Source organism: Chroococcidiopsis sp. SAG 2025, assembly GCF_032860985.1.
In the GTDB taxonomy this organism is placed as follows: domain Bacteria; phylum Cyanobacteriota; class Cyanobacteriia; order Cyanobacteriales; family Chroococcidiopsidaceae; genus Chroococcidiopsis.
Genome location: NZ_JAOCNC010000001.1, coordinates 1,612,755 through 1,635,954, shown reverse-complemented (window position 1 = coordinate 1,635,954; position 23,200 = coordinate 1,612,755). Strand labels below are relative to the sequence as shown.

Genomic DNA, 23,200 nt, shown 5'->3' with positions numbered 1-23,200 from the left:
ACTAGTTATTAGAATCTACATTCGGTTCGGAATTCTCCAGATTTGTCGGACTCGGTGTGGTGCTATCGAGGCTGGGAAGCGGTTCGGGGGGAGGAGGGTTCAAAATTCTCTGCCACTCGCCAATCTGAGATTGAGCGGCTCCGTAGGCACTGCTGCTGCGCGGAATTTTGCGGGCTATATCGATGCCTGCTTGCGGATTATACGTCCCTTGGTCTTGTGCTAATCGCAACAAGCGATCGCCCCAGTTATTAATTGCTGGATTCACATCCAATCGTAAGGAATTGCTGTTAGGAACCCGATCCGCCAGCCGAATTGCTTGTGCCAATGCATCGGGAGTATTCTGCAAAGCAACTTGCTGTGCTTCGCGCCAATCTTGTTCCGCCTGAAGTTGAGTTTGCCATTCCTTAACTTCTGCCTGCGCTGTTTCATGTAGCGCCCGTCCCGCACCAATTTGCCCAGCAGCAGCGATCGCCGCTGGTAAATTGCCGTTATTTGCCAAGTCTCGTGCTTGGTCTAAGAATGGCTGGTCTTCAATTGTTTGGATCTGGCGCGTCCAGTTGCGAATTCGCTTACGAGCTTCGCCATAAAGCGCGCGTCCTTCACCAATTTTACTCGCTTCATCAACTGCTGCTTGTAAAGCGACGACATCGCCTTCAACGACTAACTCGTCGGCACGGTTGAGGTAAGGTTGATCTTCAAATGTTTGTATCCGTCGCCGCCAGCCGTCTATTTCTCGCTTGGCTTCAGCAGCACGGGGATTCGAGTCTGGAATCATCAAAGCTTCAGCGATCGCTGCATTTAAATCGGTCACTGCCCCTGGTTGAGCCAGATTGCGCGCTTTTGCTAGATGCTGCACGTCTTCAATTTCTAGTTGCCAACGGGCGATCGTATCTTGGGCTTTATAGTAAAGAGGACGGTCTAGACCAATTTTTTGCGCTTCGGCAATTGCCGCTTCTATGCTAGAGACAGTACCGACGAAAGCGCTCCGATGCGCCTCGGCGAGGACAATAAAGTCTTGAACTTCTGTTTCTAATTTGGCAACAGCGGGAATTTGACTGGCAACTTCAACAGCTTTGTCTACATCTCTTTTATCTAAAGTTTCCTGAGCCAAATCGAGCATTTTGCGCCCGATATCGGGAATCAGTGCTTGAGCTTTCTGATAGAAATAGCTACCTGCTTCAATTGCTTGAATCTGCTGTATGGCAGCCAGAAAATCATCAGCTCTGCCTCGATTGACTAAGTTTTGAATTTTTCCCAATCTCCCGCCATCTTCCCGAGCAGTGGCGATCGCATATTTTAATTCTTCGTATTTCGTATTTGCCCAATAATTGTTACCGACATTGAGCAAACGTACTGCTGCCATTGAAGCCCGATACCAGTTTTCTTTTGGTATTTGAGACTCAGCTTCAGCATAAATTTTTTCTGCTTCCGCCCAAATCGATTTCCATTTTTCAATTTGCGTTGGGACGGTAGTAGCTGTAGAGATATCTGACGGAATATCAGAGGCGATCGCGATCGCTTCCGATAGCTGTCCGGCTTGAAACTTTTCCTCCGCTAAGGCGAGTAATTCTTGCGTCCACTCTGCTAAACCCTGATCGATTTCTTGACTTAAAGGATGGTTTTGTGGTAGAGGCTTTACTAAGGCGATCGCTGCCATTAAATCTGGTACAGTTCGTTTCGCCGCTGCGACTTGAGCGCAATGCAACCGCACCGTCCCTGAAGCCAGAGGCCAAAAAATTGCCGGACAATTAGGTGCAGATGGTAACTTAAATAACATCGTCATGGCGACGATCGCCACTCCGTTAGCTCCCAATGCCGCCAGAGCTGCCCACGGCATCCAGTGTTTCCACCACCGCCTGCGTCCGACTCCAGTTGGCGGTTCTCCTGATGGTGGTACGCTAGACCACAACTTACCGTCTGTAGCTGGTGAAGGGGAAACGCTACCAGATTGTGATGAGTTCGATGGTGATTGTGGCATGACTTCTGAATTGTGCCTTTGCTGGGACAGGTATTGAGACAGCTCGCGATCCGTTGGGTATTGAGCAGAGGAGTCTACAGAATGTTGGGTATGAGACCGATCGCTATTGTCTCCCTTTGCTGGCGGCTGACTCACAGACCAATCCTCTGGCATACTCCGATCGCTCATTGCTCGCACCCAATATCTTAAGTACTATGCTTGATTTTGCCTGCTAAGCACATTCATTGTCATCCTATATTGGTCATTTGTCATTTGTCATTTGTCATTCGTCATTTGTCATTCGTCATTTGTTGACGGTTTACACTTGACAGTTGTTGCTTCCCTGCTCCCTTGCTTCCTCTGCTCCTCTGTCCCCGAAGCTCTCTTTCCCCGATTCCCGACTCCCGACTCCCTGCTCCCTAAATTAAGACTCTGCCCGTAAATCCAAAATCAACTGCTCTAACTGATTGCTGCTGGCTTTGTAAACTTGTCCGCAAAAATGACATGTGGCTTCGGCTCCGTCATCTTTGGCGATCATGTCTTGCAATTCTGCCTCACCTAGAATTTTCAGCGCTCCTAGAACGCGATCGAAAGAACAACCACAGTAAAAGCGCACTAACTGAGATTCTGGAAAAATCTCCAAATTCATATCTCCTAACAGTTGCTCGAAAATTTGCGGTAAGGTCTTTCCAGCTTGGAGTAAGGGCGTGAATCCTGCTAGCTGAGCAATTCTTGATTCTAATGTTTGTACTAAAGCTTCATCGCGGGCTGCTTTGGGCAAAACTTGAATCAGCAATCCTCCTGCTGCTGTCACTCCTGTAGCGCCAACAAATACGCCTAATACTAACGCTGACGGTGTTTGTTCTGACGTAGCTAGGTAGTGAGACAAGTCGTCGCCAATCTCTCCCGATATTAGCTCTACCGTGCTGGAGTAGGGATAGCCATAGCCAACATCGCGTACGACGTAGAGATAACCCTCTGAACCCACAGCACCGCCAACATCCAATTTACCGCGATCGTTTGGTGGTAGTTCGATCGCGGGATTGCCGACATAACCTCTTACCGTACCGTCTAAACCTGCATCGACTAGAATCCCCTCTAATGGACCATTACCTTTGACCCGAATATTGACTCGCGAATCAGGGCGTTTCATGCTAGAAGCAAATAACAACCCAGCAGACATAGTACGTCCTAGCGCTGCCGTCGCCACATAGGAAAGTTCATGCCGTTTTCTTGCCTCTTCAGTCAGCTTGGTGGTGATAACGCCGACAGCGCGAATTCCCCCATCGGCGGCTGTGGCACGAATTAACCGATCTGCCATGAGAAAACCTTACAATTCTTTACGAATGCTACTCTATTTATTCTAGATTGGCGATACGGTAAAAGGTTGAGGGGTGAAGTACGGCTTTCCTGGCTAGCGATCGCAGGTTCGTCAAATTCAAGTAGAGAGACCAATGACCGATGACCGATGACAACCTTCACGAATGTTTCATGACTCACATAGAAACGCCATAGTAATTTTTTCTTATTGACACTTGGGGGAAAACTAAACATTTTGTTAAAATGCTGACAACAGAGGAAGCAGGAGAATCCCCAACCATGACCCAAACGCCATCCAAAAAGCAAACTGTTATTGCTCCATCGATACTGTCAGCAGATTTTAGCCGTCTGGGAGCTGAGATTAAAGCTGTTGACGAAGCTGGAGCTGACTGGATTCACGTTGATGTCATGGACGGTCGATTCGTGCCTAACATCACTATTGGTCCGCTGATTGTCGAAGCGATTCGCCCAGTGACCCAAAAACCTTTGGATGTCCACTTAATGATCGTGGAGCCAGAGAAGTACGTTGAAGATTTTGCCAAAGCCGGAGCTGATATTATCTCCGTCCATGCCGAGCATAATGCTTCCCCTCACCTCCATCGTACGCTCGGTCAAATTCGAGAATTAGGGAAACAAGCAGGGGTCGTCCTCAATCCTTCTACACCATTAGAACTGATTGAATACGTGCTGGAACTTTGCGATTTAGTCCTAATCATGAGCGTTAACCCTGGTTTTGGCGGACAAAGCTTTATTCCCGCAGTCGTACCCAAAATCCGCAAACTGCGCCAAATGTGCGACGATCGCGGTTTAGATCCTTGGATCGAGGTTGATGGCGGCTTAAAAGGTAGCAACACCTGGCAGGTGCTAGAAGCAGGTGCAAATGCGATCGTCGCTGGTTCGGCAGTGTTCAAAGCTAAAGATTATGCTGAGGCGATCGCAGGCATTCGTAATAGCAAGCGTCCCGCACCTGAGTTGGCAACCGTTTAGAAAACATAGCATTTCTTCTGATTAGAATTGCAATACATTTCAATCGTAGGGGCGTACAGCGTGCGCCCCTGCTACTATATATACTTTTTGAAAGCGGCTATATCTAAATCAGTAATATATTCGGGATTGCCTGTTCTTAACTTTATATTAATTCCCTACTTGTAAAATCGAAATTGCTATTCACTGCTCGCGTTAGATCGAATTTATGAACGACCGATTAGAGCAAATCCTGATTCAACAACTTCATTTGATTACCAAGCTGCAAACCAAAACTGATGAAATTTTGAGCTGGAATACTTCGACTGAATCCGCAGAAGCTACAGCAGCTTATTTTCAAGCTTTGGAAAGCGCGGTTGATGGTTTGGGAAGTTTGTCTGAAGTTTACGAATATTTTGAAGATTGGAGTTTAGCAGAAGACGAAGTTGCAGAAGTTATTTCACCTTAAATTGTCAAAATTCCAGCAAAAGTCGAGCTAGGTCGATCGCTCTGACGCGGATAGATGCTTGTGAATCAATTTCACGACTGCATCAGCTTGCACGGGTTTGTCCAGACAGTCGGATGCACCCACGACCATCGCCCGCACGCGATCGATCAAATTACCGCTGAGAATGACGATCGGCGTGTCGCGGAACGCATTAATCCTACGGATGCGCGTGCAAATTTCATAACCATTCAGTTTTGGCATGACGAGATCTAAAAAGATCATGTCTGGTTTTTGACTTAACAAAGTCGCGAGTGCTCGCAAGGGATCTTGAATGTCTAAAAACTGATAGCCCGCATCCGTAATAATGTTTCGCATCACCTCGCAGACCAAGGGACTGTCATCAATACACGCGATCGTCGGTTTCAGTGCTATCGGTGTAACTGGTGGTTCTAATACAATCTCTTCAGCCGTAGGCATAGGCAGATCGGGAATGTCTGCCAGTTCCACCATATCGTCCTGAAGGTAGGGTAATAAAGTGTGGGATAATTCTAAAACTTGACGCTTCATGAGTACGGCTAAATCGCGTAGCGTCCGCCTTCCATCCAGCAGTGCAGTCAATTGACGGTAAGTTGTAGCAGAGGTCTTTTGTTGCAGTGATTCTGGCTGTTTGAGTGTTGGTGCTTTATTGGGAGAAATATGTCCCAAATTGGCGTGCTGCCACCTGTGCAACTGTTGGTAAGCTATCGCTAGAGCTTGTTCGACATCAACCAATAACAATTGCCATCCGAGAGGATTGCCGACCTGTACTTGGTACTTGACAACTTGTCCAGTCTGTAGAATGTCAAAGAGTACTTCCGTAATGCTACTGCGTAAGATCTGCGTCACCTGCTTAGAGCTAATCTGTTGTTGCTTGAGCCACAAACCCAACACCTGATACTCCCATGCCGAGCCAGCAAGCTCGGTTGGTAACTTCATCTGCTTGAGTGAAATTTGCGGGCAGTACGTGACTATCTGTCTCTGCCATCTACGGATGGGATGTACCCCACCAGTGGCATATAAAACTCGACCAGAGTACAGATAAAAAATCCACTCATGTCCTGAAGTACAGGTGACAGATAATCTGCCAGTCACTTGAGCTGACTTGAGCGAAAGAAACTCGGCAACAAAAATATTCGCGTTGTCGCGATCGCCATGATGTTCGTCGTGGGATGGTTCCGGTTGGCGTATTGCTGTTTGCTTTTTTAATCGCGCGGCGATCGCCCCTAGTAAATCTTTTTTTGAGAACGGTTTAGTTAGGTAATCATCAGCACCTAATTCCATCCCTTGGCGCAAATGAGTTTTATCTGCTTTGGCTGAGAGAAAAATGAAAGGCATCAGCGCTGTAGTTGGTTCTTCGCGCAGCAACTTTAACACTTCATAGCCGTCTAATTCCGGCATCATTACATCGCACAAAATCAGATCGGGTTTATGTTCCCAAGCCCAGGTAATACCAACGTGACCGTTCTCTGCTGCAACGATTTCGTATCCCTCTGTTGCTAATAGCTCGGTAATATTTTCTCTAACTGCCTGCTCGTCTTCGATGACCAGAATCTTTGTCATTTCGCTCTACCTGCGGATCTCATGCCAGTCTCAGTTATCAGTTATCAGTGGAGAGTGGTGCGTGGTGCGTGGTGCGTGAGAGGAAGCGAGAGATTTCTAACTTACGACTTACGACCTACGACTTTTCTCTTCAGCTGCCTACAGAAATGTGTTTGCCAATCATTTGCAATAACTTTTCTGTTTGTACGGGTTTTTCTAGGTAATCCGAGACTCCTGCTGCTTGCGCTTGAGCGCGGTCGATCGCATTACCACTAAGAATGACAATCGGCGTGTCGCGGAAAGCTGCAATCTTACGCAGTCGCGAGCTAATTTCATAGCCGTTCAAGTTGGGCATAACCAGATCTAAGAAAATTAAATCCGGCTTGCGCGTCAATAAAGTTGAGATTGCTCGTAGGGGATCTTGAATTGTTAACACCTGATAGCCTGCGTTGGACAGCATTTGATCCATAGTTTGACAGACGAGAGGGCTGTCATCGATACAAGCAATCAGGAGCGATTTGGCTGCTGCTGATGTGGCAGGTGCAGCTGATGTCGGTAGTGTTGCAGGTTGTGCGGTGGCTGCGTGCGGTAGTGGTAGGTCAGGCAGTTGGACTAGTTCGACAATCTTGGATTGGAAGTAGGGTAAGAGAGACACAGCAACTTCGGCAGCTTGACGCTTCATCAATACTGCGAGTTCGCGCAGCGATCGCTTGCCATCGAGTACTGCTGTCAGTTGACGGTAGACAGCTGGTGAAGTTTGTTGTTGCAATGCTTCTGGCTGTTTGACAGGGGGGCATAGTTGGGTAGAAGCGAGGTTAGATTGCTCGATTGCCAACCTTGCCACAGTTTTTGGGCTGGTGTGAAGACTTGTTCCCACTCTAAGGCAAGGAGTTGTAAAGGCAAGGCTTGTTCTGATTTTTGATAATTGACTTGCTCTGCCTGCATCATGTCAAACAGGACTTCGACAACACAATCGCGCACTATTGGAGCAATGTGTTCGCGACCGATCTGTTGTTGTTTCAGTAACAAGCCAAGTAATTGATATTCCCAAGCAGGTCTAGTAAAAAGCTCGGCTGGTAAATTTAATTGAGTCAGTTGAACTTGGGGACAGTAAGTCGAAACATGCCGCTGCCAGCGCCGCGCTAAATGCATCCCTCCTGTAGCGTACAACAAGCGCCCTTGATGCAAGTAAAAGTCCCAAGACTGAGCCGTAGCACTTTTAACATTTAATTTGCCAGTAAATTGAGCTGATTGGAGTGCTGCTAGTTCCTTAGCAAAAGCGTTGAAATCTTGGTATTGAGCTGGTACAGGCGTGGGAGGAGCGCTCATCATCGGTTGAGGTTCGAGCGAAATCCGATCGCTGTTGAATAGGGAAGCCTGCAAAAGTTCTGCATATTGGACGATCGCATCCCGTCTTTTCAGCCGCGCCGCCACCGTATCTAATAGTTCGTCGGGAGTGAAGGGTTTTGTAATGTAATCGTCGGCTCCCAAGTTCATGCCATGACGGATCTCAGCTTTTTCCACCTTGGCAGAGAGAAAAATAAACGGCAGCAGTGCAGTGGTTGGTTCTTGACGGAGCGATCGCAAGACTTCGTATCCATCTAACTCTGGCAGCATCACATCGCACAAAATCAGATCGGGTTTGTGTTCGCTTGCCCAGTCTAGACCAACTTGACCGTTATCAACTCCGACAACCTCATAGCCTCCATCTTCCAAACAGTCTAGGATGTTATCTCTAACCAAACGCTCGTCCTCTATAACTAAGATCTTTTTCATGAGTGATACCTTAAATTGCCTAAATTCAATAAATTCTTATTTGGCTCATTATCAATAGCGGCAAACGAGCATTTTTGTAGAAATGACTGTCTCCATAGAACTTAAATTTGGTTTTGAGAGAGTTTCGTACTTCAGGTTTAGTTTGCCCAGTTTGGCATCGAGACTTACTATCCGCAGCAAGAAGTCGATAAAATATAGACAACTCAATCGGTGAACAGCAAACACATGCCTCCTCGTTGGCCCCGTAAACCAGACCGCCGCGATCCTGCCTATCGACGTTTAGACGATCGCATGAACTTTGCTACCCACGTAGCGATTTTCGCTGCCATAAATTCCGGTCTGTGGTTTGTCCACATTCTCAAAACCACAACTTGGGCGTGGTTGCCTTGGTTAACAGGAGGATGGGCAACTGTATTATTAGGACATTTAATTTACATTGCCGCGATCGCCAACTATTCTGAATCCACTGCGCCAGATACACCACCCAAATCTACCTAGAGAGTCAGTTATCAGTTGTCAGTTATTAGTTATTAGTGAAGAAAGGGAGTCGGGAGTCGGGAAGAACTCACAACTTGCCAACTACCCCTTACCCGTCTTAAATAGAAGGAAGTTAAGTTTTATGGCTAAACAAAGTACTTCAGAAGTTATTGAAGCGATCGCAGCTGAAATCGGCGAAAACGTATATATAGATATCGCCAAATGGCATCTTTATCTTGCTGATGCCAAACTTCATACCCTGCTTGCCGAACAACTCTATCCCATTTTGACGGCGCGATCGCTCTCCGAAGATCGAGTCCAGCAAGTTTTACAAAATATTCCCGTTAAACTTGGGGGTGGGAAAAAAGAAATCCCCCTAATTGACTTGATACCAGCCCGAGGTCAAACTGACTTGATGGAGATTTTGGAGAAGTATCAAGATGAAATGTAATTGGTAATTGGTAATAGGTAATGGGTAGTTGGTAGTTGCTCCCTTGTTCCCCTTGTCCCCTTGTCCCCTTGTCTCCCCAACTCCCTACTCCCTACTCCCGACTCCCCTTTTAGTCAACCGAGCCACTAAAAAATCGATTTCTGGCAATTTCATTCTAGTGGCGATGAGGGCAAAAATTCCTATGCCTACTAACCCAGAAGCGATCGTTTGCAGCAGTAGTAAAACTAAACCCTGACTACCGAAGAAATGTTGCAAACTCCAAAGAGTCCCCCAGCTAGCGACTCCTGCGGTAAAACCACTGGCAATTAAACCTAAAATGGGTAAACTCCATTGCCGCAATGGTAAGCCGTGGAGTTTACGATGCAAGATACCCAAAAACACCAGCGTCGAAATCGTATTGACTCCTACTGTTGCCAGTGTAATTCCAGGCGCGCCAAAAGGTTTGATGAGGATAAAATCTAGTAGAGCGTTGAGAAATATGTTTAACAAACCAACGCGGAAGGGCGTTTCTCCATCTCCCAAGGCGTAAAATACTCGTACTAAGACATCGCGCCCTAAGTAGACAAACATACCAATGCCGTAGGCAACTAAAATTGAAGCTACGAGTTGCGAATCATCTTGTTGAAAGGCTCCGCGTTCGTAAACGATTCGGACGATTGGCATCGCTAGAGCCGCAAACAAAGCTCCTAAAGGCAGCATCGTGAGAGCCGTTAGAATCAATCCCTGGCGCAGTCGCGATTTCAGATTGTGCCACTCCAACGGATCGGCAAGCCGAGAGAGAATTGTAAATAAGGGGAGCAAAATGACATTGGAAATGATGCCGAGGGGAGTCTGAACGATCAAGTTAGCGTAGTTGAAAGCAGCAGCAGCCCCAGGAATGCCGGAAGCAAAGAAATAATCGGTGAACAAATTAATTTGTAGCATCCCAGAAGCAAAAACAGCCGGAGCCATCAACTTAACTGCTTGCTGCACGCCAGGAGAGCGAAAATCGAACCGCAGCCGCAGCGTACCAAGTCGTAATCGCCACTGCACGATGAGTTGTACAATCCACTGAAATAATGCCCCTGCTAGCGTTCCCCAGGCTAAAACTTGCCCTCCAATTGCCACATAAGCAGGAGAAATTATTTGGCTCCCCAAGGATAAATATAAGATTCCCAACCCTAAAATAATCGTGATGCTAGAAAGTACGGGACTGAGAGACAGCAACCAGTATTGATTGGCAGTATTGAGCGTGCCAAAACCAATCCCAATTAATCCCGACAGTAAAATCATCGGCGACATAATTCGTAATTGCTCGGCAGCGATCGCGTGGGCTGTCTGGCTCAATTGCGGACCCACCAAATAAATTAATCCATCCGCCGACAAGAACAGGGCGATGGATACGAGCAACAACACTCCGCTAACTAGAGTCGTGATGCTTTCCACTAGGGGAGCGGCTTCCTGTTTGCTACGCTTTTCTAAGATGCTGACAATCGTGGTGTGGATCGGACCATTCACACCTCCCAGCAAGATTAAAAAGAAACTAGGAATGATATAGGCATAGTTGTAGGCATTAGCAGCTATACCCGTACCGAAAGCCGCCGCGATCGCCTGTTGGCGGAACAAGGCAACTAATTTACTCAGCAGGGTTGCGATCGCAACAATCCCCGCAATTCCAGCTAAAGTTCGAGATTTCTGTTGATTAGACACAAGAAATAGGGAGCAGGGAGCAGAGAGCGCACGAGCAGGGAGAATTAGAGAGCTGAGGGAGCTGAGGAGGCGCTCGGGAGCTGAGGGGGAAAAACACTACACCCCACACCCCACACCCTACACCCCTTCTTCATGCACCACACACCACTCTTCACTACTCACTTGCCACATAACATTTAAACCTAGAATTCTCAATCTTTCACATTGCCAGCAGTAAAAATGTAAGTCAACGCCAAAACTTGGGAATACTAACTGTTAAGAATAGCTCTTGGGAAATTCGGAATTCCGAATTAATTGGTCGCTGGTCACTGGTCACTGGTCGCTGGTCACTGGTCACTGTTAAAGGCGATCGCTAAATCATAGTAGGAAGATGACGGTGAAAGATCCCCTGCCTAGCAATGAAATAGATAGACTTCATGCCCTACAGAGGTACGATATTCGGCATTGCATAATAGAGGTATGAATTGAGGTAAGTTGCGATGCAATGTCCAGAGTGCCAATCAACTCATATTCGGAAGAATGGCATCAAGCGAGGTAAACAGAACCACATTTGTGTTGATTGTGGGCGACAATTCATTGAACACTATGAAACATGCAGAGGTTACAGCGATGAAGTCAAACGGGAATGCTTGAAAATGTATGTGAATGGCATCGGTTTTCGAGGAATTGAACGAGTTAAAGGTGTTCATCATACGACAATCATTCACTGGCTCAAGCAAGTAGGTAACAATCTGCCTGATGCTGATGCCCCAGAAACAGTCCCCCAAGTCGGTGAACTAGATGAACTAGAAACCTTCGTCGGTGCAAAAAAAACAAAATCTGGCTGTGGACAGCAGTAGATCACTTCACTTCAGGGATTTTAGGTTGGGCGTTGGGCGACCATAGTGCTGAAACCTTTGCCCCGCTATGGGCGATCGTTGCCCAATGGCGGTGCTACTTTTATGTTACGGATGGTTGGAGTGTTTATCCAGGTTTTATTCCAGACGGCGATCAAATTGTCAGTAAGACTTATATGACCAGAGTTGAGTCCGAAAATACAAGACTGAGGCACTATCTGGCTCGGCTGCATCGAAAGACACTGTGCTACTCCAAATCAGAAGAAATGCTGAAATATTCAATTCGATTGTTACTGCACTATCTCAAATTCTGGAATGTTCCAGTTCCTCAATAGTTCATATCTCTATTCAGCAACGCCCGATATTCTGGATACTTCACCAGAGCAGGCGTTTGACGATCTCACTCGTTTGGCTGCCCAAATTTGCCAGACTCCTACAGCACTCATTAGTTTGGTCGATGCCGATCGCCAATGGTTTAAGTCTCAAATTGGTTTAACTATTCCAGAAACTCCTCGTCATATTGCCTTTTGCGATCGGGCGATTGGAGAACGTCACTTGCTGATCGTGCCTGATGCTTGCCAAGATGAGCGTTTTGCTGAGAACCCGCTGGTAACTGGAGAACCCAAAATTCGGTTTTATGCGGGTGCGCCGCTGGTGACATCGGACAATTTTGCTTTGGGAACTCTCTGCGCGATCGACTACGTACCTCGCGAGTTGAGTCCCCAACAATTGGAGGCTTTAGAAATTCTGGCGCGTCAGGTCGTGACGCAATTGGAGCTAAGACGGACTTCGATCGGTTTACAACAGGCGCATCTACAGCAACAGCAAATAGGACTTGCCCTGCGACAGAGCCAAGAACGCTATCGAGATTTATTTGAAAATGCTAACGATTTGATTCAATCGGTTACGCCAGATGGCAGATTTATCTATGTCAACCGCGCCTGGAAAGAAACCCTTGGCTATAGTGAAGCAGAGCTTGCCGAGCTAAAAATTTACGACATTATTCATCCCGATAGCTTGTGTCACTGTCTAGAAGTCTTTGGGCGCATCATGGCTGGCGAGAAATTCGCGCAAGTTGAAACAATTTTTGTTACCAAGCAAGGCGAAAAAATTTGGGTTGAAGGTAGCATTAACTGTCAATTTGTCGAGTCTCAACCAACTGCGACTCGCGGAATTTTTCGTAATATTAGCGATCGCAAAGCTGCGGAATTAGCCATACATGATGCTTATTGTCAGTTAGAAACCAAAGTTGCCGATCGTACTGCCGAACTGGTCAGCATCAACCAGCAACTCCACAGTGAAATGGCAGAACGTCACCGCGCTGAGGCAGAAGTCCGGCTGTTACAAAAAATCGCTCAGGCGATTGGAGATGCTCAAAACTTCCATGCTGCTCTGGGAGTGGCACTGCGCCAGATCTGCGAATTTACGGGTTGGAGTTATGGTGAGGCGTGGATTCCCTGTGCGGAGAACGATATCCTTCAGAGCAGTCCTGCTTGGTATGGCAAGCATTACAACGTCACAAGCTTCCGTAGTTCGAGCAAGAAATTTAAATTCTCTCCTGGAGTTGGTTTAATCGGTCATGTTTGGCGTTCTCAGCAACCGCATTGGGTTCCGAGTCTAGAAGACGAGACCGAGATGGCGATCGTCCGCAGCCATTTAGCACGGGCTGCTGGTCTCAAAGCAAGTTTAGCCATTCCCATCGTCGCCGATCGCGCGGCGGATAAATCGGAAGTCCTGGCTGTCATTGCCTTTTTCATGTCTGAATCTTGTGCTGAGGATAAGCATCAAGTCGAGATCGTCTCAACTGTTGCTACCCAGCTAGGTGGACTAATGCAACGCAAGCGAGCGGAAGAGGGACTGCATGAGAGCGAATCTCGGTATCGTGCTGTAGTCAAGCAAACTGCTGAAGGAATTTGTCTCATCGATATCGAGACAAAACGTATTTTGGAAGCAAATGATGCTTTTGCGCGTTTCCTCGGTTATTCTCCCGAGCAGCTTTTACAACTGACGCTATACGATATTTTCGCTGGCGATCGCCTGACCATCGATCGCAATGCCCAGCGCGCGCTGAGGGGAAAAAATCTATTTTTAGGAGAAGTGCCACATCACCGCAGCAATGGCAGCGTGGCTTATGCAGAAGTTCATCTCAATTCAATTTTTTATGGTGGCAAAGAAGTTTTTTGCGTCGTTGCCCACGATGTGACAGAACGGCAGCAAGTACAAGAGGCACTGCGGCAGAGCGAGGAGAGGCTGCAAGCAATTTTAGATAACTCTACAGCATTAATTTACGTCAAAGATTTGGAGGGCAAATATCTCACGATCAATTCTTGGTACGGGATTCTCTTCCATCTAGATCGAACTGAGGCAATTGGCAAAACTGATTACGAGATCTTCCCGCCAGAAATTGCTGAGGTGCTGCGAACCAACGATCTCCAGGTGTTAGAGACAAAATCGGCATTGGATTGGGAAGAGGTACTACCCCACGATGACGGTTTGCATACTTACCTTTCAGTTAAGTTTCCCCTATTCAACGCTGCTGGCGAACCATACGTTGTTGGAGGTATTTCTACCGATATTACTGAGCGCAAGCGAGCAGAAGAAGCTCTCCGTTCTAGCCTTGCCACTAACCGCGCTCTGATCAATGCGATTCCCGATTTAATGTTTCGCGTAAGTGGCGATGGAATTTTTGTCAACTACAAAGTTTCTAAAGCAGAAGAGTTAATTGTTCCGCCAAACCAGTTTTTGGGCAGGCGAATTGATGAAGTACTGCCATCAGCAATCGCTCAGCCAACGATGTATTACATTCAGCAAGCTTTAACTACGGGAGAATTGCAAATCTTTGAATACCAACTTTACACTGAAGACGAATTGCACGATTACGAAGCGCGAATTGTGGTGAGTGCAGAAAATGAAGTGATGGCGATCGTCCGCAACATTACCGATCGCAAGCGCACTGAAGCAGAAATGCAGCATACGCTGGCTAAAGAAAAAGAACTTAGCGAACTCAAGTCTCGCTTTGTCACCATGACTTCTCATGAATTCCGCACGCCATTAACCACTATCTTGTCTTCAGCTGAATTGATGGAAGATTTCGGCTCTCAATGGGCGGAAGAAAAGAAACTTCTGCATTTACGACGCATTGTTACCACTGTCAAGCACATGAATCAACTTTTAGATGATGTTTTGTTAATTGGGAAAGCCGAAGCGGGCAAACTAGAGTGTAACCCAATCGAACTGGATGTTGTCCAGTTCTGCCGCGAGCTAGTAGAGGAGATGCAAATGATTGCTGACAGCCACACAATTCACTTGAATTCTCAATCTGAATCTAGCGAGGTGGCGTTGGATGAAAAGTTATTGCGCCATATTTTGATTAATTTATTATCAAATGCAATTAAATATTCTCCTACTAGTAGTATCGTCAGTTTCAATCTGAATGTTGATGCGGAAAAAGTTATCTTTCAGGTGCAGGATCGAGGCATCGGAATTCCCAAAAGCGATCGCGAACAGTTGTTTCAATCCTTCTATCAAGCTAGCAATGTCGGCACGATTTCCGGTACGGGTTTGGGTTTAGCCATTGTTAAAAGAGCAGTCGATTTGCACTGCGGCAATATTGCTGTTGAAAGTGAAGTTGGAATCGGAACGACTTTTATAGTTTCTCTTCCTTATAAAAGCAGTTAGGAGTAAGGAGAAATCGCTCTGCATTTATAAAACCATAAAGTTGCAACATGGCATTCAATTTTTCTTCTTAAATTCTATCTATTAACTTCAAAATATCTCTTTGAGAATCCAGTTTTTAACTATTCAATTAATTAGGAAAGATCGACATGAGCCGAATTTTAGTGATTGAAGATGAACTATCAGTTCGAGAAAATATACTCGCCCGTTTGGAAGCAGAAGGATTTGATACTCTTGATGCAGAAAATGGTTTGAAGGGCTATCAAATGGCATTGGCGCATAAGCCAGATCTGATTATTTGCGATGTGATGATGCCAGAAATGGATAGCTATGGGGTACTAACCATGGTACGTCAAAACCCCCTTACAGCATCAACTCCATTTATTTTTCTAACAGCTAAAGCTGATAAATTAGACGTGCGCCAAGGCATGGAAATGGGGGCAGATGACTACATCAGCAAACCATTTACCCGCACGGAATTATTGGGTGCGATCGCGGCGAGATTACAAAAGCAAGCGTTTGTCGCTCAACAGTCAGAAAAAAAGTTAGCTGAGTTACGCAGAAGTATTACCGATGCTCTGCCGCAAGAACTGTTGTTACCTTTAAGCGAAGTCTTATCTTTTTCTAAAGTCCTAGTGGGACTTTAAAACTTTCTAAGCCCAAATATAGCCGAACTTAGCTCTGTGAGAGGCAAATACATCAACATGCTCATTAAGCCAGCGGACCAAACGAAACTCGACTGCGGTGCGGAATGCCTCCAATGCTTCGGCAAAGGTTTGTAAGGGTTTGGTTGCCCAACGTCTGCGGAATCCGCCGGTCAACTGATGCCAAAGGATGAAGGTGTAAGCGATGAACACTAAAACCCAATGACGCTTCATACTCAGAGCATCCCGAACTTGATACTCACTCAAACCCAACCAGCCCTTGGCTTCTCGATAGAAGACCTCCACCCAGTTGCGAGCAGAATATGTTTGAGCTACCCAAGCCGCACTGACTTGGTTGTCAGAGGCATTGGTGAGAAAGTAATCCACCTCCGTCGCTTGCTCGAAACTAGAGGCATTGAGTTGAATCGCCAGCCAGCGAGTGCCTTCGAGCTTCGGAACGTGAACTGGTAACAGCGCCACCCAAACTGTCCGGGGCTGCTCCAGATTGAGTTGCACAGGTGTGAACTGCTCCACTGCCAAGGTTTGAGCAATAGCTTCTAATCCCTGCTTACGAGCAGACTCATCACCTGATGTTTGAGCAGTAACTTGGCGGTTTTTGGCGATTGCTGCCACGTAAGTTAGGTTTCTCGACTCCAACTGCTTGAGAAAAGGCGTGTTATTACCGTAGCCTGCATCAATTACAGTCACACCCGGTCGATAACCGCGCTTCAAGCATTGGTCAACCAAGTCTAGAGCCAGGTCAGGTTTTTTCTGGAAGTTGGGGTCTGCCTTGCCTTGCTCGAATAAACTTGCGTGTTGATAGAGTGCAACATCTAACGGCAGACGTCGCACTCCATCATACAAGTAGGTAGTCAGCAGCACAATACCATTGTCAGTCTTGCCAATCTCCCCAATGTACTGCCGTCCTACCCCATCAGTAGCCGCACCACTTTTGCGATGTCCCGAATCATCTACAATCAATGTGAAACCTTGACTCGGGGTCGTCTGGCGACACTGGTGCATCACCTCCAACCGCCGATTATTTAGCTTGACTTCATCCCAAGGGGCATTGTTGAGAAAATGTCTGAGGCTGTTGTAGGAGCCATCTACTGTATTTGTGACCAGTTGGCTCAGGTTTTTGCGCTGACTCTCACCCAGCAGTCCCCCTAGATAAACACGAAATTCCTGCCGCTGCTTCTGACGCGAAAATACATCATCAAACCGACGACACCAGTTCTCAAAGCACTGCGGCATCGCTGCTGGTACTTGATCTTTCACCTTACGTTGCTCCTGTCGAGACTGACGTAAAACGCAACTCCTACCCGCATTCTAGCTCAATTTGCTCCATCTTTCTTACAAAGTCCCACTAGGAGAAAGTTACGATACAATAAAACCTCAAGAACTGTTAGAAACAGCCCAAAATTTACATAATTCTTCTCAACGCCTGCAAAGAATGATTGAGAATTTTATTATGTACGCTCAAATTGAACTATTAGCAACTAATCCTGAAGAACTACAAGCTTTACGTAGTTGTCAAACCCTCAACCCTAGCGATATTATCTTTGCTATAGCAATTCAAAAGGCAAAACAATATCAACGAGAAGCAGATTTAATTTTACAAGTTGCTAATTCTAACGTCAAGATTGCGAAGCGAGACTTGAAGAAAGCGATCGAAGAAATTATCGATAATGCTTTTAAATTCTCCGAAGCTGGCACATCTATTCATGTCAAAGCTGCTACTGAAAAAGATGGATTCAAAATTAGTATTACTAACTACGGACGTGCTATGTCTACCGAACAAATTGCTAGTATTGGCGGTTATATGCAATTCGAGCGCAAATTTTACGACCAACAAGGTTTAGGCTTGGGTTTAATTTTGGCAAAACGCATTACAGAACTTCATGGAGGTAAATTATTTATTGAAAGTGGCGGGACAGAAGTGAAGACGACTGTAAGCGTGTTGTTGCAACGTTAGATATAGAGACGTTGCGTGCAACGTCTCTATATCTTCATGTCGTATATTCAGCATTAATCTTCACGTAGTCGTAGCTGAGATCGCAGCCCCAGGCTATGCCAGAGCCGGAACCACTGCCAATGCTGACGTTAATAATGACTGTTTCGTCTTGGAAGCGATCGCCTCCACTTTGACGCTCGAAAGCTTTTGTTTCTCCATCTTTAACCGCTAATAATTCATTACTCTGGGCAGTACTAACGGTTTCTACTTGAGGCTGTTGTGCTGCTTTTTGCTTTAAGTATGCACTGGCGGCAGCGCGATCGAAGTCTAGAGGCTGTCCGTTTTCCATTAAGAGAAAATCTCCTAGTTGAATTCTGAGATTTTCTGGCTCGAAGGGAACTCCCGCACGTCCCGCTGCGGCTGCAATCCTTCCCCAGTTGGGATCGCGTCCGAATATTGCTGATTTAACTAGGGAAGAACCAGCAATCGTTTTCGCTACCTGACGAGCGGCTTTTTCGTCGGTTGCTCCTGTGACTTGTACTTCAATTAAACAGGTTGCGCCCTCTCCATCGCGGGCGATCGCTTTGGCTAAGTGTTGACACACGGCTGTGAGCATGGCTTCTAACTTTTCTGCCTCTGCACCCATCTCGGTAATGGCTGGGGTGCGCGATTGTCCGTTTGCCAAAGCAATTAAACAATCGTTGGTACTGGTATCGCCATCGACAGTAATTTGGTTAAAACTTTTATCGGCAGCTCGACTTAGCATATGCTGCCATAGACCAGGAGAGACAGCCGCATCGCAGGTGACAAAAGCTAGCATCGTCGCCATGTTGGGGTGAATCATGCCCGAACCTTTAGCAATGCCACCCATCCGAACGGGACGATCGCCCATTGTTGTCTCTAAAGCAATGGATTTTGTTACCAAATCTGTAGTGACGATCGCTTGTGCAGCGGCATCTCCACCTGTTTCAGAAGCTTCGGCAACCAGTTGAGGAATGCCAGCGTGCATCTTGTCCATCACAATTCTTTTGCCAATTACCCCAGTAGAGGCAAGCAACACCGATTCTGAGGGGATATTTAAAGCTTGTCCTAGTGCCATTGCACACTCTAGGGCATCCAACCAGCCTTGAGAACCCGTTGCAGCATTAGCTTGCCCTGCATTGCAAAGAATTGCCCTAGCGCTGGGTTTAGCTTGCAATCTTTGCTTGCAGTAATCGACACAAGCAGCACGGACTTGAGAAGTCGTAAAAACACCTGCGGCGATCGCTTCTACATCTGACAAAATTAGAGCTAAATCTGGTAGTCCTGAAGGTTTTAATCCCGCTCTAATACCCGCTGCCTTGTACCCTCTTGGCGCAGTGATACCACCACTTATCTCATGCCATACCATGTTGCCTGTCTCCCAACGCATAGCCTGCGATTATATCAGAAGGGGTGAGGGGTAAGGAGTGAGGATTTTTGCGATTTCAGGCGATCGCGGCTATTCCATTTATCAGTTATCAGTTAACTTCTGAGCAGGTGAAGAAATCTGATTTCTGACTTCTTCTCTTACCACTGCTCGCTTAAAAAAGCCAAAAAAAAAGAGAGTCAGTTCGGTGACTCTCCCAATCATCAGGGTGCATCTACTCAGTAGAATATAACAGGTGGTGTGTAAAGAATCTTACGGCTTTCTACGGGATTTTCTTAAAGATCCGATGAAGAATTGCCATGTTGAAGAGGGATGAGGAGCGAGGAGCGAGGAGTGAGGGAAAGAACGCAGTGTGTGGTGAGCCAGATGTAGGGTGTAGGGTGTAGAGTGTAACGAAATTTTGAATTTTGAATTGCTCCCGATCGCTCCCCCAGCTCTCTTGTAACCCCCTCGCTCCTCACTCCTCACTCCTCGCTCCTATTTGTTGAGCTTTTCTGCTAGCAGTTGGTTTGTCAGCTTCGGATCGGCACGTCCGCCTGTTTGCTTCAGCACTTGCCCGACAAAGAAGCCTAGAAGTTTGGTTTTGCCGTTACGGTACTGTTCTAGTTCTTTGGGATTGGCAGCAATGACTTGCTCGACGATCGCTTCTATGGCGCTGCGATCGGAAATTTGAATCAATCCCTTACGTTCTACTAACTCCTTCGCCGAACCACCTTGAGTTAGCAGTTCAGGCAAGATATCTTTAGCAATTTTGCCGCTGATTGTATTGCCTTCAATCAGCTGGATCAATTCTGCTAGCGTTTCTGGTTTAAGCGCAATTTCACCAATACTGAGTTTGTTGCTATTTAGGTAAGCTGCAATATCTCCCATAATCCAGTTGGCAGCTTGTTTTGCCGAGGCTCCAGCTGCTACCGTCGCTTCAAAATATTCCGATACCGATCGCTCGTCAGTTAATACGCGAGTATCGTAGGCAGAAAGTCCTAGTTCGCTTTCATAACGATGGCGTTTTTGGGCTGGTAATTCTGGCAACTCAGCACGCCATTTTTCTAACTGTTCTTTGGACACTTCAATCGGCGCTAGATCGGGTTCGGGGAAATAGCGGTAATCGCTAGAACCCTCTTTAGTCCGCATACTAACAGTGCGTTGGCTGCCTTCTTCCCATAGCCTGGTTTCTTGAACAATTCTTTCTCCAGACTCTACAGCCGCAATTTGCCGTTCGATCTCGTATTCAATCGCCCGTTGAATGGCGTTGAACGAGTTCATATTTTTAATTTCTACCTTCGTGCCAAACTCTTTTTGTCCGACAGGACGCACGGAGATATTGACATCGCACCGCAAGGAACCTTCTTGCATGTTCCCGTCACTAACATCCAAATAGCGCAAGATCCGGCGTAGTTCTTGGGCATATTCCGCCGCTTCTTGCCCAGAACGCAGATCGGGTTCCGACACAATTTCGACTAAAGGCACGCCAGCACGATTGTAGTCTACTAAAGAGTAAGTAGAACCAGACAGGCGATCGCTACCCCCGTGTACTAACTTGCCTGCATCCTCTTCCATGTGCAAGCGCGTGATCCCAATGCGTTTGCGGACGGGGTTGTTATCCGCATCGACAAGTTCGATTTCTAACCAACCGTGTTCGGCAATTGGTAAGTCATACTGAGAAATTTGATAATTCTTCGGTAAGTCAGGATAAAAATACTGTTTGCGATCGAACTTGCTATAAGGTGCAATTTGGCAATTTAACGCCAAACCCGCCTTCACTGCGTATTCCAATACCTTCTCATTCAATACGGGCAACACTCCAGGTAAACCCATACAAATCGGATCGATATTTGTATTTGGAGGCGAGCCAAATTCTGTAGAACTGCTCGAAAAAATTTTCGTATTCGTATTCAGCTGACAATGGGTTTCTAAACCAATAATCGCCTCATATTTAGTTTTTGTCGGTGCAGCAGTAGTCATATCTTTTATTTGCCGCTCTGATTGTAATACTTTCCAATCTTTACACTTCTCTGGTTTTTGGTCACGCAAAGACGCAAAGGCGCTAAGAATCTTTTGCGTCTTTGCTACGCCAGTCGCACGGCAGTCGCTACAACGGGGGAAACCCCCGCAACGCGCTGCCTCCTCAACGGGGGGAACCCCCGCACGGCGCTGGCTCGTCTTTGCGCGACATTTTCTCAGACAAACTTCGAGCAAGTGATATTTCCATAATATCACATTGACATTATGAATGAACTAATTATATCGTTTTGATATCACATTAAAATCAGGTAACAAATATGGAGCGACTGAAAGAGCGTCCTGCCTTTAAGGTGGATGGTTTTGTGGCGCTGGTAGTACTGGGGGCGATCTCAATTTTGGCTGTTTGGTGGCTGTGGACGACTATCCAAGGATGGGAGGCAATATTAGGTAGAACTCTGAAAATTACCGATTTACTGGGAGAAGACACCACTGCTGAAATTGGTGCATGGTTGGGAGCAACTTTAATAGCAGTCATCATTCCCACATTTTCGGGGTTCTTTACGGTGGAACCAAACCAAGCAGTTGTAGTAACATTTTTGGGTCGTTATGCTGGTAGCGTTAGAGAAGCAGGATTTTGGTGGACTAATCCTTTTACCCGCAAGCGCAAGATTTCATTGCGAGTACGCAACTTTAACAGCAAAATTCTTAAAGTCAACGACGCTCAAGGCAGTCCCATTGAAATTGCAGCTGTAGTCGTGTGGCAAGTTGTAGATTCAGCCAAATCTTATTTTGAAGTAGACGACTACGAAGAATTTGTTGCCATCCAAAGTGAAACGGCAATTCGTGCCTTAGCCATCCGCTACCCCTATGACACAGGTGATGATGAGAGTATACCTTCGCTGCGAGGCATTCCTGACGAAGTGGCGCGATCGCTTCAACAAGAATTACAAGCACGGTTAGAAGTTGCGGGGGTAGAGATTATTGAAGCTAGGCTTTCTCACCTTGCCTACGCGCCAGAAATTGCTCAAGCAATGCTCCGCCGCCAACAAGCCAAAGCAATAATTGACGCTCGACGGCAGATTGTAGATAGTGCTGTAGGGATGGTTGACGAAGCATTGAGAAGGTTAAGCGAACAACAAATCGTCGAATTGGATGAGGAACGCAAAGCTACGATGGTGAATAATTTACTTGTGGTTTTAACCTCGGAACAAAACGCTCAGCCTGTAGTCAATACTGGTAGTTTGTATACATGAGTCAAAAAAAAAGATTCTTGCTGCGTCTAGATCTAAAACTGTATGAAGTACTAGAAAAATGGTCGGCTGACGAACTCAGAAGTGTCAATGCTCAAATTGAATACTTACTCACAGACGCAGCAAGAAAAACTGGAAGATGGAAGGAAGATCGGCAGAAAAAAGTTGCTGAATCACCACAGGAAAATGCAGAATCAGAAGATTTATAGTGATGAAGATATCGAGATATCTAGCTCCAAATATCGACGTTTTACCAACGAAGTTTTTATCATACTGAAACTAGTTCAGACAAATCCCAAAGAACCGATTGTGAAGAGTGTATTTTGAAGTTTAAACAAATTTGAAGATTTCGTTAACCAACCTACTCTTCCAGAGCTGAAATGCCATACTTCTGCTAATAATGGCGATTGACGTTTATTTTTAGGCTATTTATGACTAGCAACGGGAATCAGGCTCAGCTAGATTTAATTGAATCCTCTCCACACGCAGGTCAGAGATATTGGGGTTTGGTTGAGGTAATAGAAGAAGGAGAAAATTATCGAATTAATCGGATTGAAATTAAACCGAAGCACCGCATAAAACCGCAAATTCACTACCATCGCAGCGAACATTGGGTTGTTGTTTCTGGTACGGCTAAAGTTAATTGCGGTGATGAGGAGAAGTTACTACATCGCAATGAGTCAACATACGTACCTGTAGCAACGCTACATAGTATTGAAAATCCTGGGGCAATTCCACTCATTTTACTAGAAATTCAAAATGGCGAGTATATGGGTGAAGATGATACCGAACGTCCTTACGATTTGACTTAA

Annotated in this window: 20 protein-coding genes and 1 pseudogene; 11 read left to right on the top strand and 10 right to left on the bottom strand. The window is 46.2% G+C overall.

Features of this window, described 5'->3' with window-relative positions; translation table 11 throughout:
• Window position 1: 1 nt before the first annotated feature.
• Window positions 2-2,146, bottom strand: a complete 2,145-nt coding sequence (locus tag N4J56_RS07835) for a chromosome segregation ATPase (protein WP_317105949.1) — start codon at window positions 2,144-2,146, stop codon at window positions 2-4.
• Window positions 2,147-2,381: 235 nt separating this feature from the next.
• Entirely contained in the window at window positions 2,382-3,278 is an 897-nt protein-coding gene (gene hslO / locus N4J56_RS07830) for an Hsp33 family molecular chaperone HslO (RefSeq protein WP_317105948.1), read from the bottom strand.
• Window positions 3,279-3,556: 278 nt separating this feature from the next.
• Here hslO and rpe point away from each other — a divergent pair, with 278 nt between their 5' ends.
• Both rpe and N4J56_RS07820 read left to right on the top strand, forming a co-directional pair.
• Window positions 3,557-4,264, top strand: coding sequence for a ribulose-phosphate 3-epimerase (gene rpe / locus N4J56_RS07825; protein ID WP_410500451.1), 708 nt, complete (start codon window positions 3,557-3,559; stop codon window positions 4,262-4,264).
• 205 nt (window positions 4,265-4,469) lie between these two features.
• Window positions 4,470-4,709: a hypothetical protein gene (locus tag N4J56_RS07820; RefSeq protein ID WP_317105946.1), complete on the top strand. Its 240-nt coding sequence runs from the start codon at window positions 4,470-4,472 to the stop codon at window positions 4,707-4,709.
• A 27-nt stretch (window positions 4,710-4,736) separates the two neighbouring features.
• Here N4J56_RS07820 and N4J56_RS07815 read toward each other — a convergent pair whose 3' ends face one another.
• From N4J56_RS07815 to N4J56_RS07805, 3 genes are all read right to left on the bottom strand, one after another.
• Entirely contained in the window at window positions 4,737-6,287 is a 1,551-nt protein-coding gene (locus tag N4J56_RS07815) for a response regulator (protein WP_317105945.1), read from the bottom strand.
• A 130-nt stretch (window positions 6,288-6,417) separates the two neighbouring features.
• The gene (locus N4J56_RS07810; protein ID WP_317105944.1) at window positions 6,418-7,035 is read right to left on the bottom strand and encodes a response regulator; all 618 of its coding nucleotides are present in this window, start codon (window positions 7,033-7,035) and stop codon (window positions 6,418-6,420) included.
• Entirely contained in the window at window positions 6,996-8,042 is a 1,047-nt protein-coding gene (locus N4J56_RS07805; RefSeq protein WP_317105943.1) for a response regulator, read from the bottom strand. The genes N4J56_RS07810 and N4J56_RS07805 overlap by 40 nt, the downstream gene beginning before the upstream one ends.
• Before the next feature lie 225 nt (window positions 8,043-8,267).
• Between N4J56_RS07805 and N4J56_RS07800 the strand changes: the two genes are divergently transcribed.
• Together N4J56_RS07800 and N4J56_RS07795 are read left to right on the top strand one after the other, a co-directional pair.
• Window positions 8,268-8,540, top strand: coding sequence for a 2TM domain-containing protein (locus N4J56_RS07800; protein ID WP_317105942.1), 273 nt, complete (start codon window positions 8,268-8,270; stop codon window positions 8,538-8,540).
• Window positions 8,541-8,661: 121 nt separating this feature from the next.
• Window positions 8,662-8,970 (top strand): DUF3181 family protein, encoded by a 309-nt coding sequence (locus N4J56_RS07795; RefSeq protein WP_192153397.1) that lies wholly within the window; start codon window positions 8,662-8,664, stop codon window positions 8,968-8,970.
• Window positions 8,971-9,054: 84 nt separating this feature from the next.
• On the opposite strand, the gene murJ is transcribed toward N4J56_RS07795, so the two are convergent.
• Window positions 9,055-10,659: a murein biosynthesis integral membrane protein MurJ gene (gene murJ, locus N4J56_RS07790; RefSeq protein WP_317105941.1), complete on the bottom strand. Its 1,605-nt coding sequence runs from the start codon at window positions 10,657-10,659 to the stop codon at window positions 9,055-9,057.
• A gap of 479 nt (window positions 10,660-11,138) precedes the next feature.
• On the opposite strand from murJ, the pseudogene N4J56_RS07785 reads away from it, so the two are divergent.
• From N4J56_RS07785 to N4J56_RS07775, 3 genes and pseudogenes are all read left to right on the top strand, one after another.
• A pseudogene (locus N4J56_RS07785) lies at window positions 11,139-11,830 on the top strand (IS1 family transposase).
• Window positions 11,811-15,173 carry a PAS domain S-box protein gene (locus tag N4J56_RS07780; protein ID WP_317105940.1) on the top strand — a complete coding sequence of 1,121 codons (3,363 nt, stop codon included), beginning with the start codon at window positions 11,811-11,813 and terminating at the stop codon, window positions 15,171-15,173. The pseudogene N4J56_RS07785 and the gene N4J56_RS07780 overlap by 20 nt, the downstream one beginning before the upstream one ends.
• Window positions 15,174-15,319: 146 nt before the next feature.
• On the top strand, window positions 15,320-15,817 hold the full coding sequence (locus N4J56_RS07775; protein WP_317105939.1) for a response regulator: 498 nt from the start codon (window positions 15,320-15,322) through the stop codon (window positions 15,815-15,817).
• 6 nt (window positions 15,818-15,823) lie between these two features.
• On the opposite strand, the gene N4J56_RS07770 is transcribed toward N4J56_RS07775, so the two are convergent.
• The gene (locus N4J56_RS07770) at window positions 15,824-17,092 is read right to left on the bottom strand and encodes an IS701 family transposase (RefSeq protein ID WP_317104593.1); all 1,269 of its coding nucleotides are present in this window, start codon (window positions 17,090-17,092) and stop codon (window positions 15,824-15,826) included.
• A 61-nt stretch (window positions 17,093-17,153) separates the two neighbouring features.
• Here N4J56_RS07770 and N4J56_RS07765 point away from each other — a divergent pair, with 61 nt between their 5' ends.
• Window positions 17,154-17,789: a sensor histidine kinase gene (locus N4J56_RS07765; RefSeq protein ID WP_317105938.1), complete on the top strand. Its 636-nt coding sequence runs from the start codon at window positions 17,154-17,156 to the stop codon at window positions 17,787-17,789.
• Between the two features lie 34 nt (window positions 17,790-17,823).
• Here N4J56_RS07765 and argJ read toward each other — a convergent pair whose 3' ends face one another.
• From argJ to gatB, 3 genes are all read right to left on the bottom strand, one after another.
• The gene (gene argJ, locus N4J56_RS07760; protein WP_317105937.1) at window positions 17,824-19,158 is read right to left on the bottom strand and encodes a bifunctional ornithine acetyltransferase/N-acetylglutamate synthase; all 1,335 of its coding nucleotides are present in this window, start codon (window positions 19,156-19,158) and stop codon (window positions 17,824-17,826) included.
• A gap of 293 nt (window positions 19,159-19,451) precedes the next feature.
• Complete coding sequence (locus N4J56_RS07755; protein ID WP_317105936.1) at window positions 19,452-19,637, bottom strand: hypothetical protein; 186 nt, start codon at window positions 19,635-19,637, stop codon at window positions 19,452-19,454.
• A gap of 16 nt (window positions 19,638-19,653) precedes the next feature.
• Window positions 19,654-21,138, bottom strand: coding sequence for an Asp-tRNA(Asn)/Glu-tRNA(Gln) amidotransferase subunit GatB (gene gatB, locus N4J56_RS07750; protein WP_317105935.1), 1,485 nt, complete (start codon window positions 21,136-21,138; stop codon window positions 19,654-19,656).
• 317 nt (window positions 21,139-21,455) lie between these two features.
• Between gatB and N4J56_RS07745 the strand changes: the two genes are divergently transcribed.
• From N4J56_RS07745 to N4J56_RS07735, 3 genes are all read left to right on the top strand, one after another.
• Window positions 21,456-22,391 (top strand): SPFH domain-containing protein, encoded by a 936-nt coding sequence (locus tag N4J56_RS07745; protein WP_317105934.1) that lies wholly within the window; start codon window positions 21,456-21,458, stop codon window positions 22,389-22,391.
• Window positions 22,388-22,597, top strand: a complete 210-nt coding sequence (locus N4J56_RS07740; protein WP_317105933.1) for a hypothetical protein — start codon at window positions 22,388-22,390, stop codon at window positions 22,595-22,597. The genes N4J56_RS07745 and N4J56_RS07740 overlap by 4 nt, the downstream gene beginning before the upstream one ends.
• Before the next feature lie 222 nt (window positions 22,598-22,819).
• Window positions 22,820-23,200 carry a phosphomannose isomerase type II C-terminal cupin domain gene (locus tag N4J56_RS07735; RefSeq protein ID WP_317105932.1) on the top strand — a complete coding sequence of 127 codons (381 nt, stop codon included), beginning with the start codon at window positions 22,820-22,822 and terminating at the stop codon, window positions 23,198-23,200.

What these genes read in the sequence shown, in the direction of transcription:
- N4J56_RS07835 (WP_317105949.1), bottom strand. Translation starts at nt 2,146, where the DNA reads ATGAGCGATCGGAGTATGCCAGAGGATTGGTCTGTGAGTCAGCCGCCA.
- hslO (WP_317105948.1), bottom strand. Translation starts at nt 3,278, where the DNA reads ATGGCAGATCGGTTAATTCGTGCCACAGCCGCCGATGGGGGAATTCGC.
- rpe (WP_410500451.1), top strand. Translation starts at nt 3,557, where the DNA reads ATGACCCAAACGCCATCCAAAAAGCAAACTGTTATTGCTCCATCGATA.
- N4J56_RS07820 (WP_317105946.1), top strand. Translation starts at nt 4,470, where the DNA reads ATGAACGACCGATTAGAGCAAATCCTGATTCAACAACTTCATTTGATT.
- N4J56_RS07815 (WP_317105945.1), bottom strand. Translation starts at nt 6,287, where the DNA reads ATGACAAAGATTCTGGTCATCGAAGACGAGCAGGCAGTTAGAGAAAAT.
- N4J56_RS07805 (WP_317105943.1), bottom strand. Translation starts at nt 8,042, where the DNA reads ATGAAAAAGATCTTAGTTATAGAGGACGAGCGTTTGGTTAGAGATAAC.
- N4J56_RS07800 (WP_317105942.1), top strand. Translation starts at nt 8,268, where the DNA reads ATGCCTCCTCGTTGGCCCCGTAAACCAGACCGCCGCGATCCTGCCTAT.
- N4J56_RS07795 (WP_192153397.1), top strand. Translation starts at nt 8,662, where the DNA reads ATGGCTAAACAAAGTACTTCAGAAGTTATTGAAGCGATCGCAGCTGAA.
- N4J56_RS07780 (WP_317105940.1), top strand. Translation starts at nt 11,811, where the DNA reads ATGTTCCAGTTCCTCAATAGTTCATATCTCTATTCAGCAACGCCCGAT.
- N4J56_RS07775 (WP_317105939.1), top strand. Translation starts at nt 15,320, where the DNA reads ATGAGCCGAATTTTAGTGATTGAAGATGAACTATCAGTTCGAGAAAAT.
- argJ (WP_317105937.1), bottom strand. Translation starts at nt 19,158, where the DNA reads ATGGTATGGCATGAGATAAGTGGTGGTATCACTGCGCCAAGAGGGTAC.
- gatB (WP_317105935.1), bottom strand. Translation starts at nt 21,138, where the DNA reads ATGACTACTGCTGCACCGACAAAAACTAAATATGAGGCGATTATTGGT.
- N4J56_RS07745 (WP_317105934.1), top strand. Translation starts at nt 21,456, where the DNA reads ATGGAGCGACTGAAAGAGCGTCCTGCCTTTAAGGTGGATGGTTTTGTG.
- N4J56_RS07740 (WP_317105933.1), top strand. Translation starts at nt 22,388, where the DNA reads ATGAGTCAAAAAAAAAGATTCTTGCTGCGTCTAGATCTAAAACTGTAT.
- N4J56_RS07735 (WP_317105932.1), top strand. Translation starts at nt 22,820, where the DNA reads ATGACTAGCAACGGGAATCAGGCTCAGCTAGATTTAATTGAATCCTCT.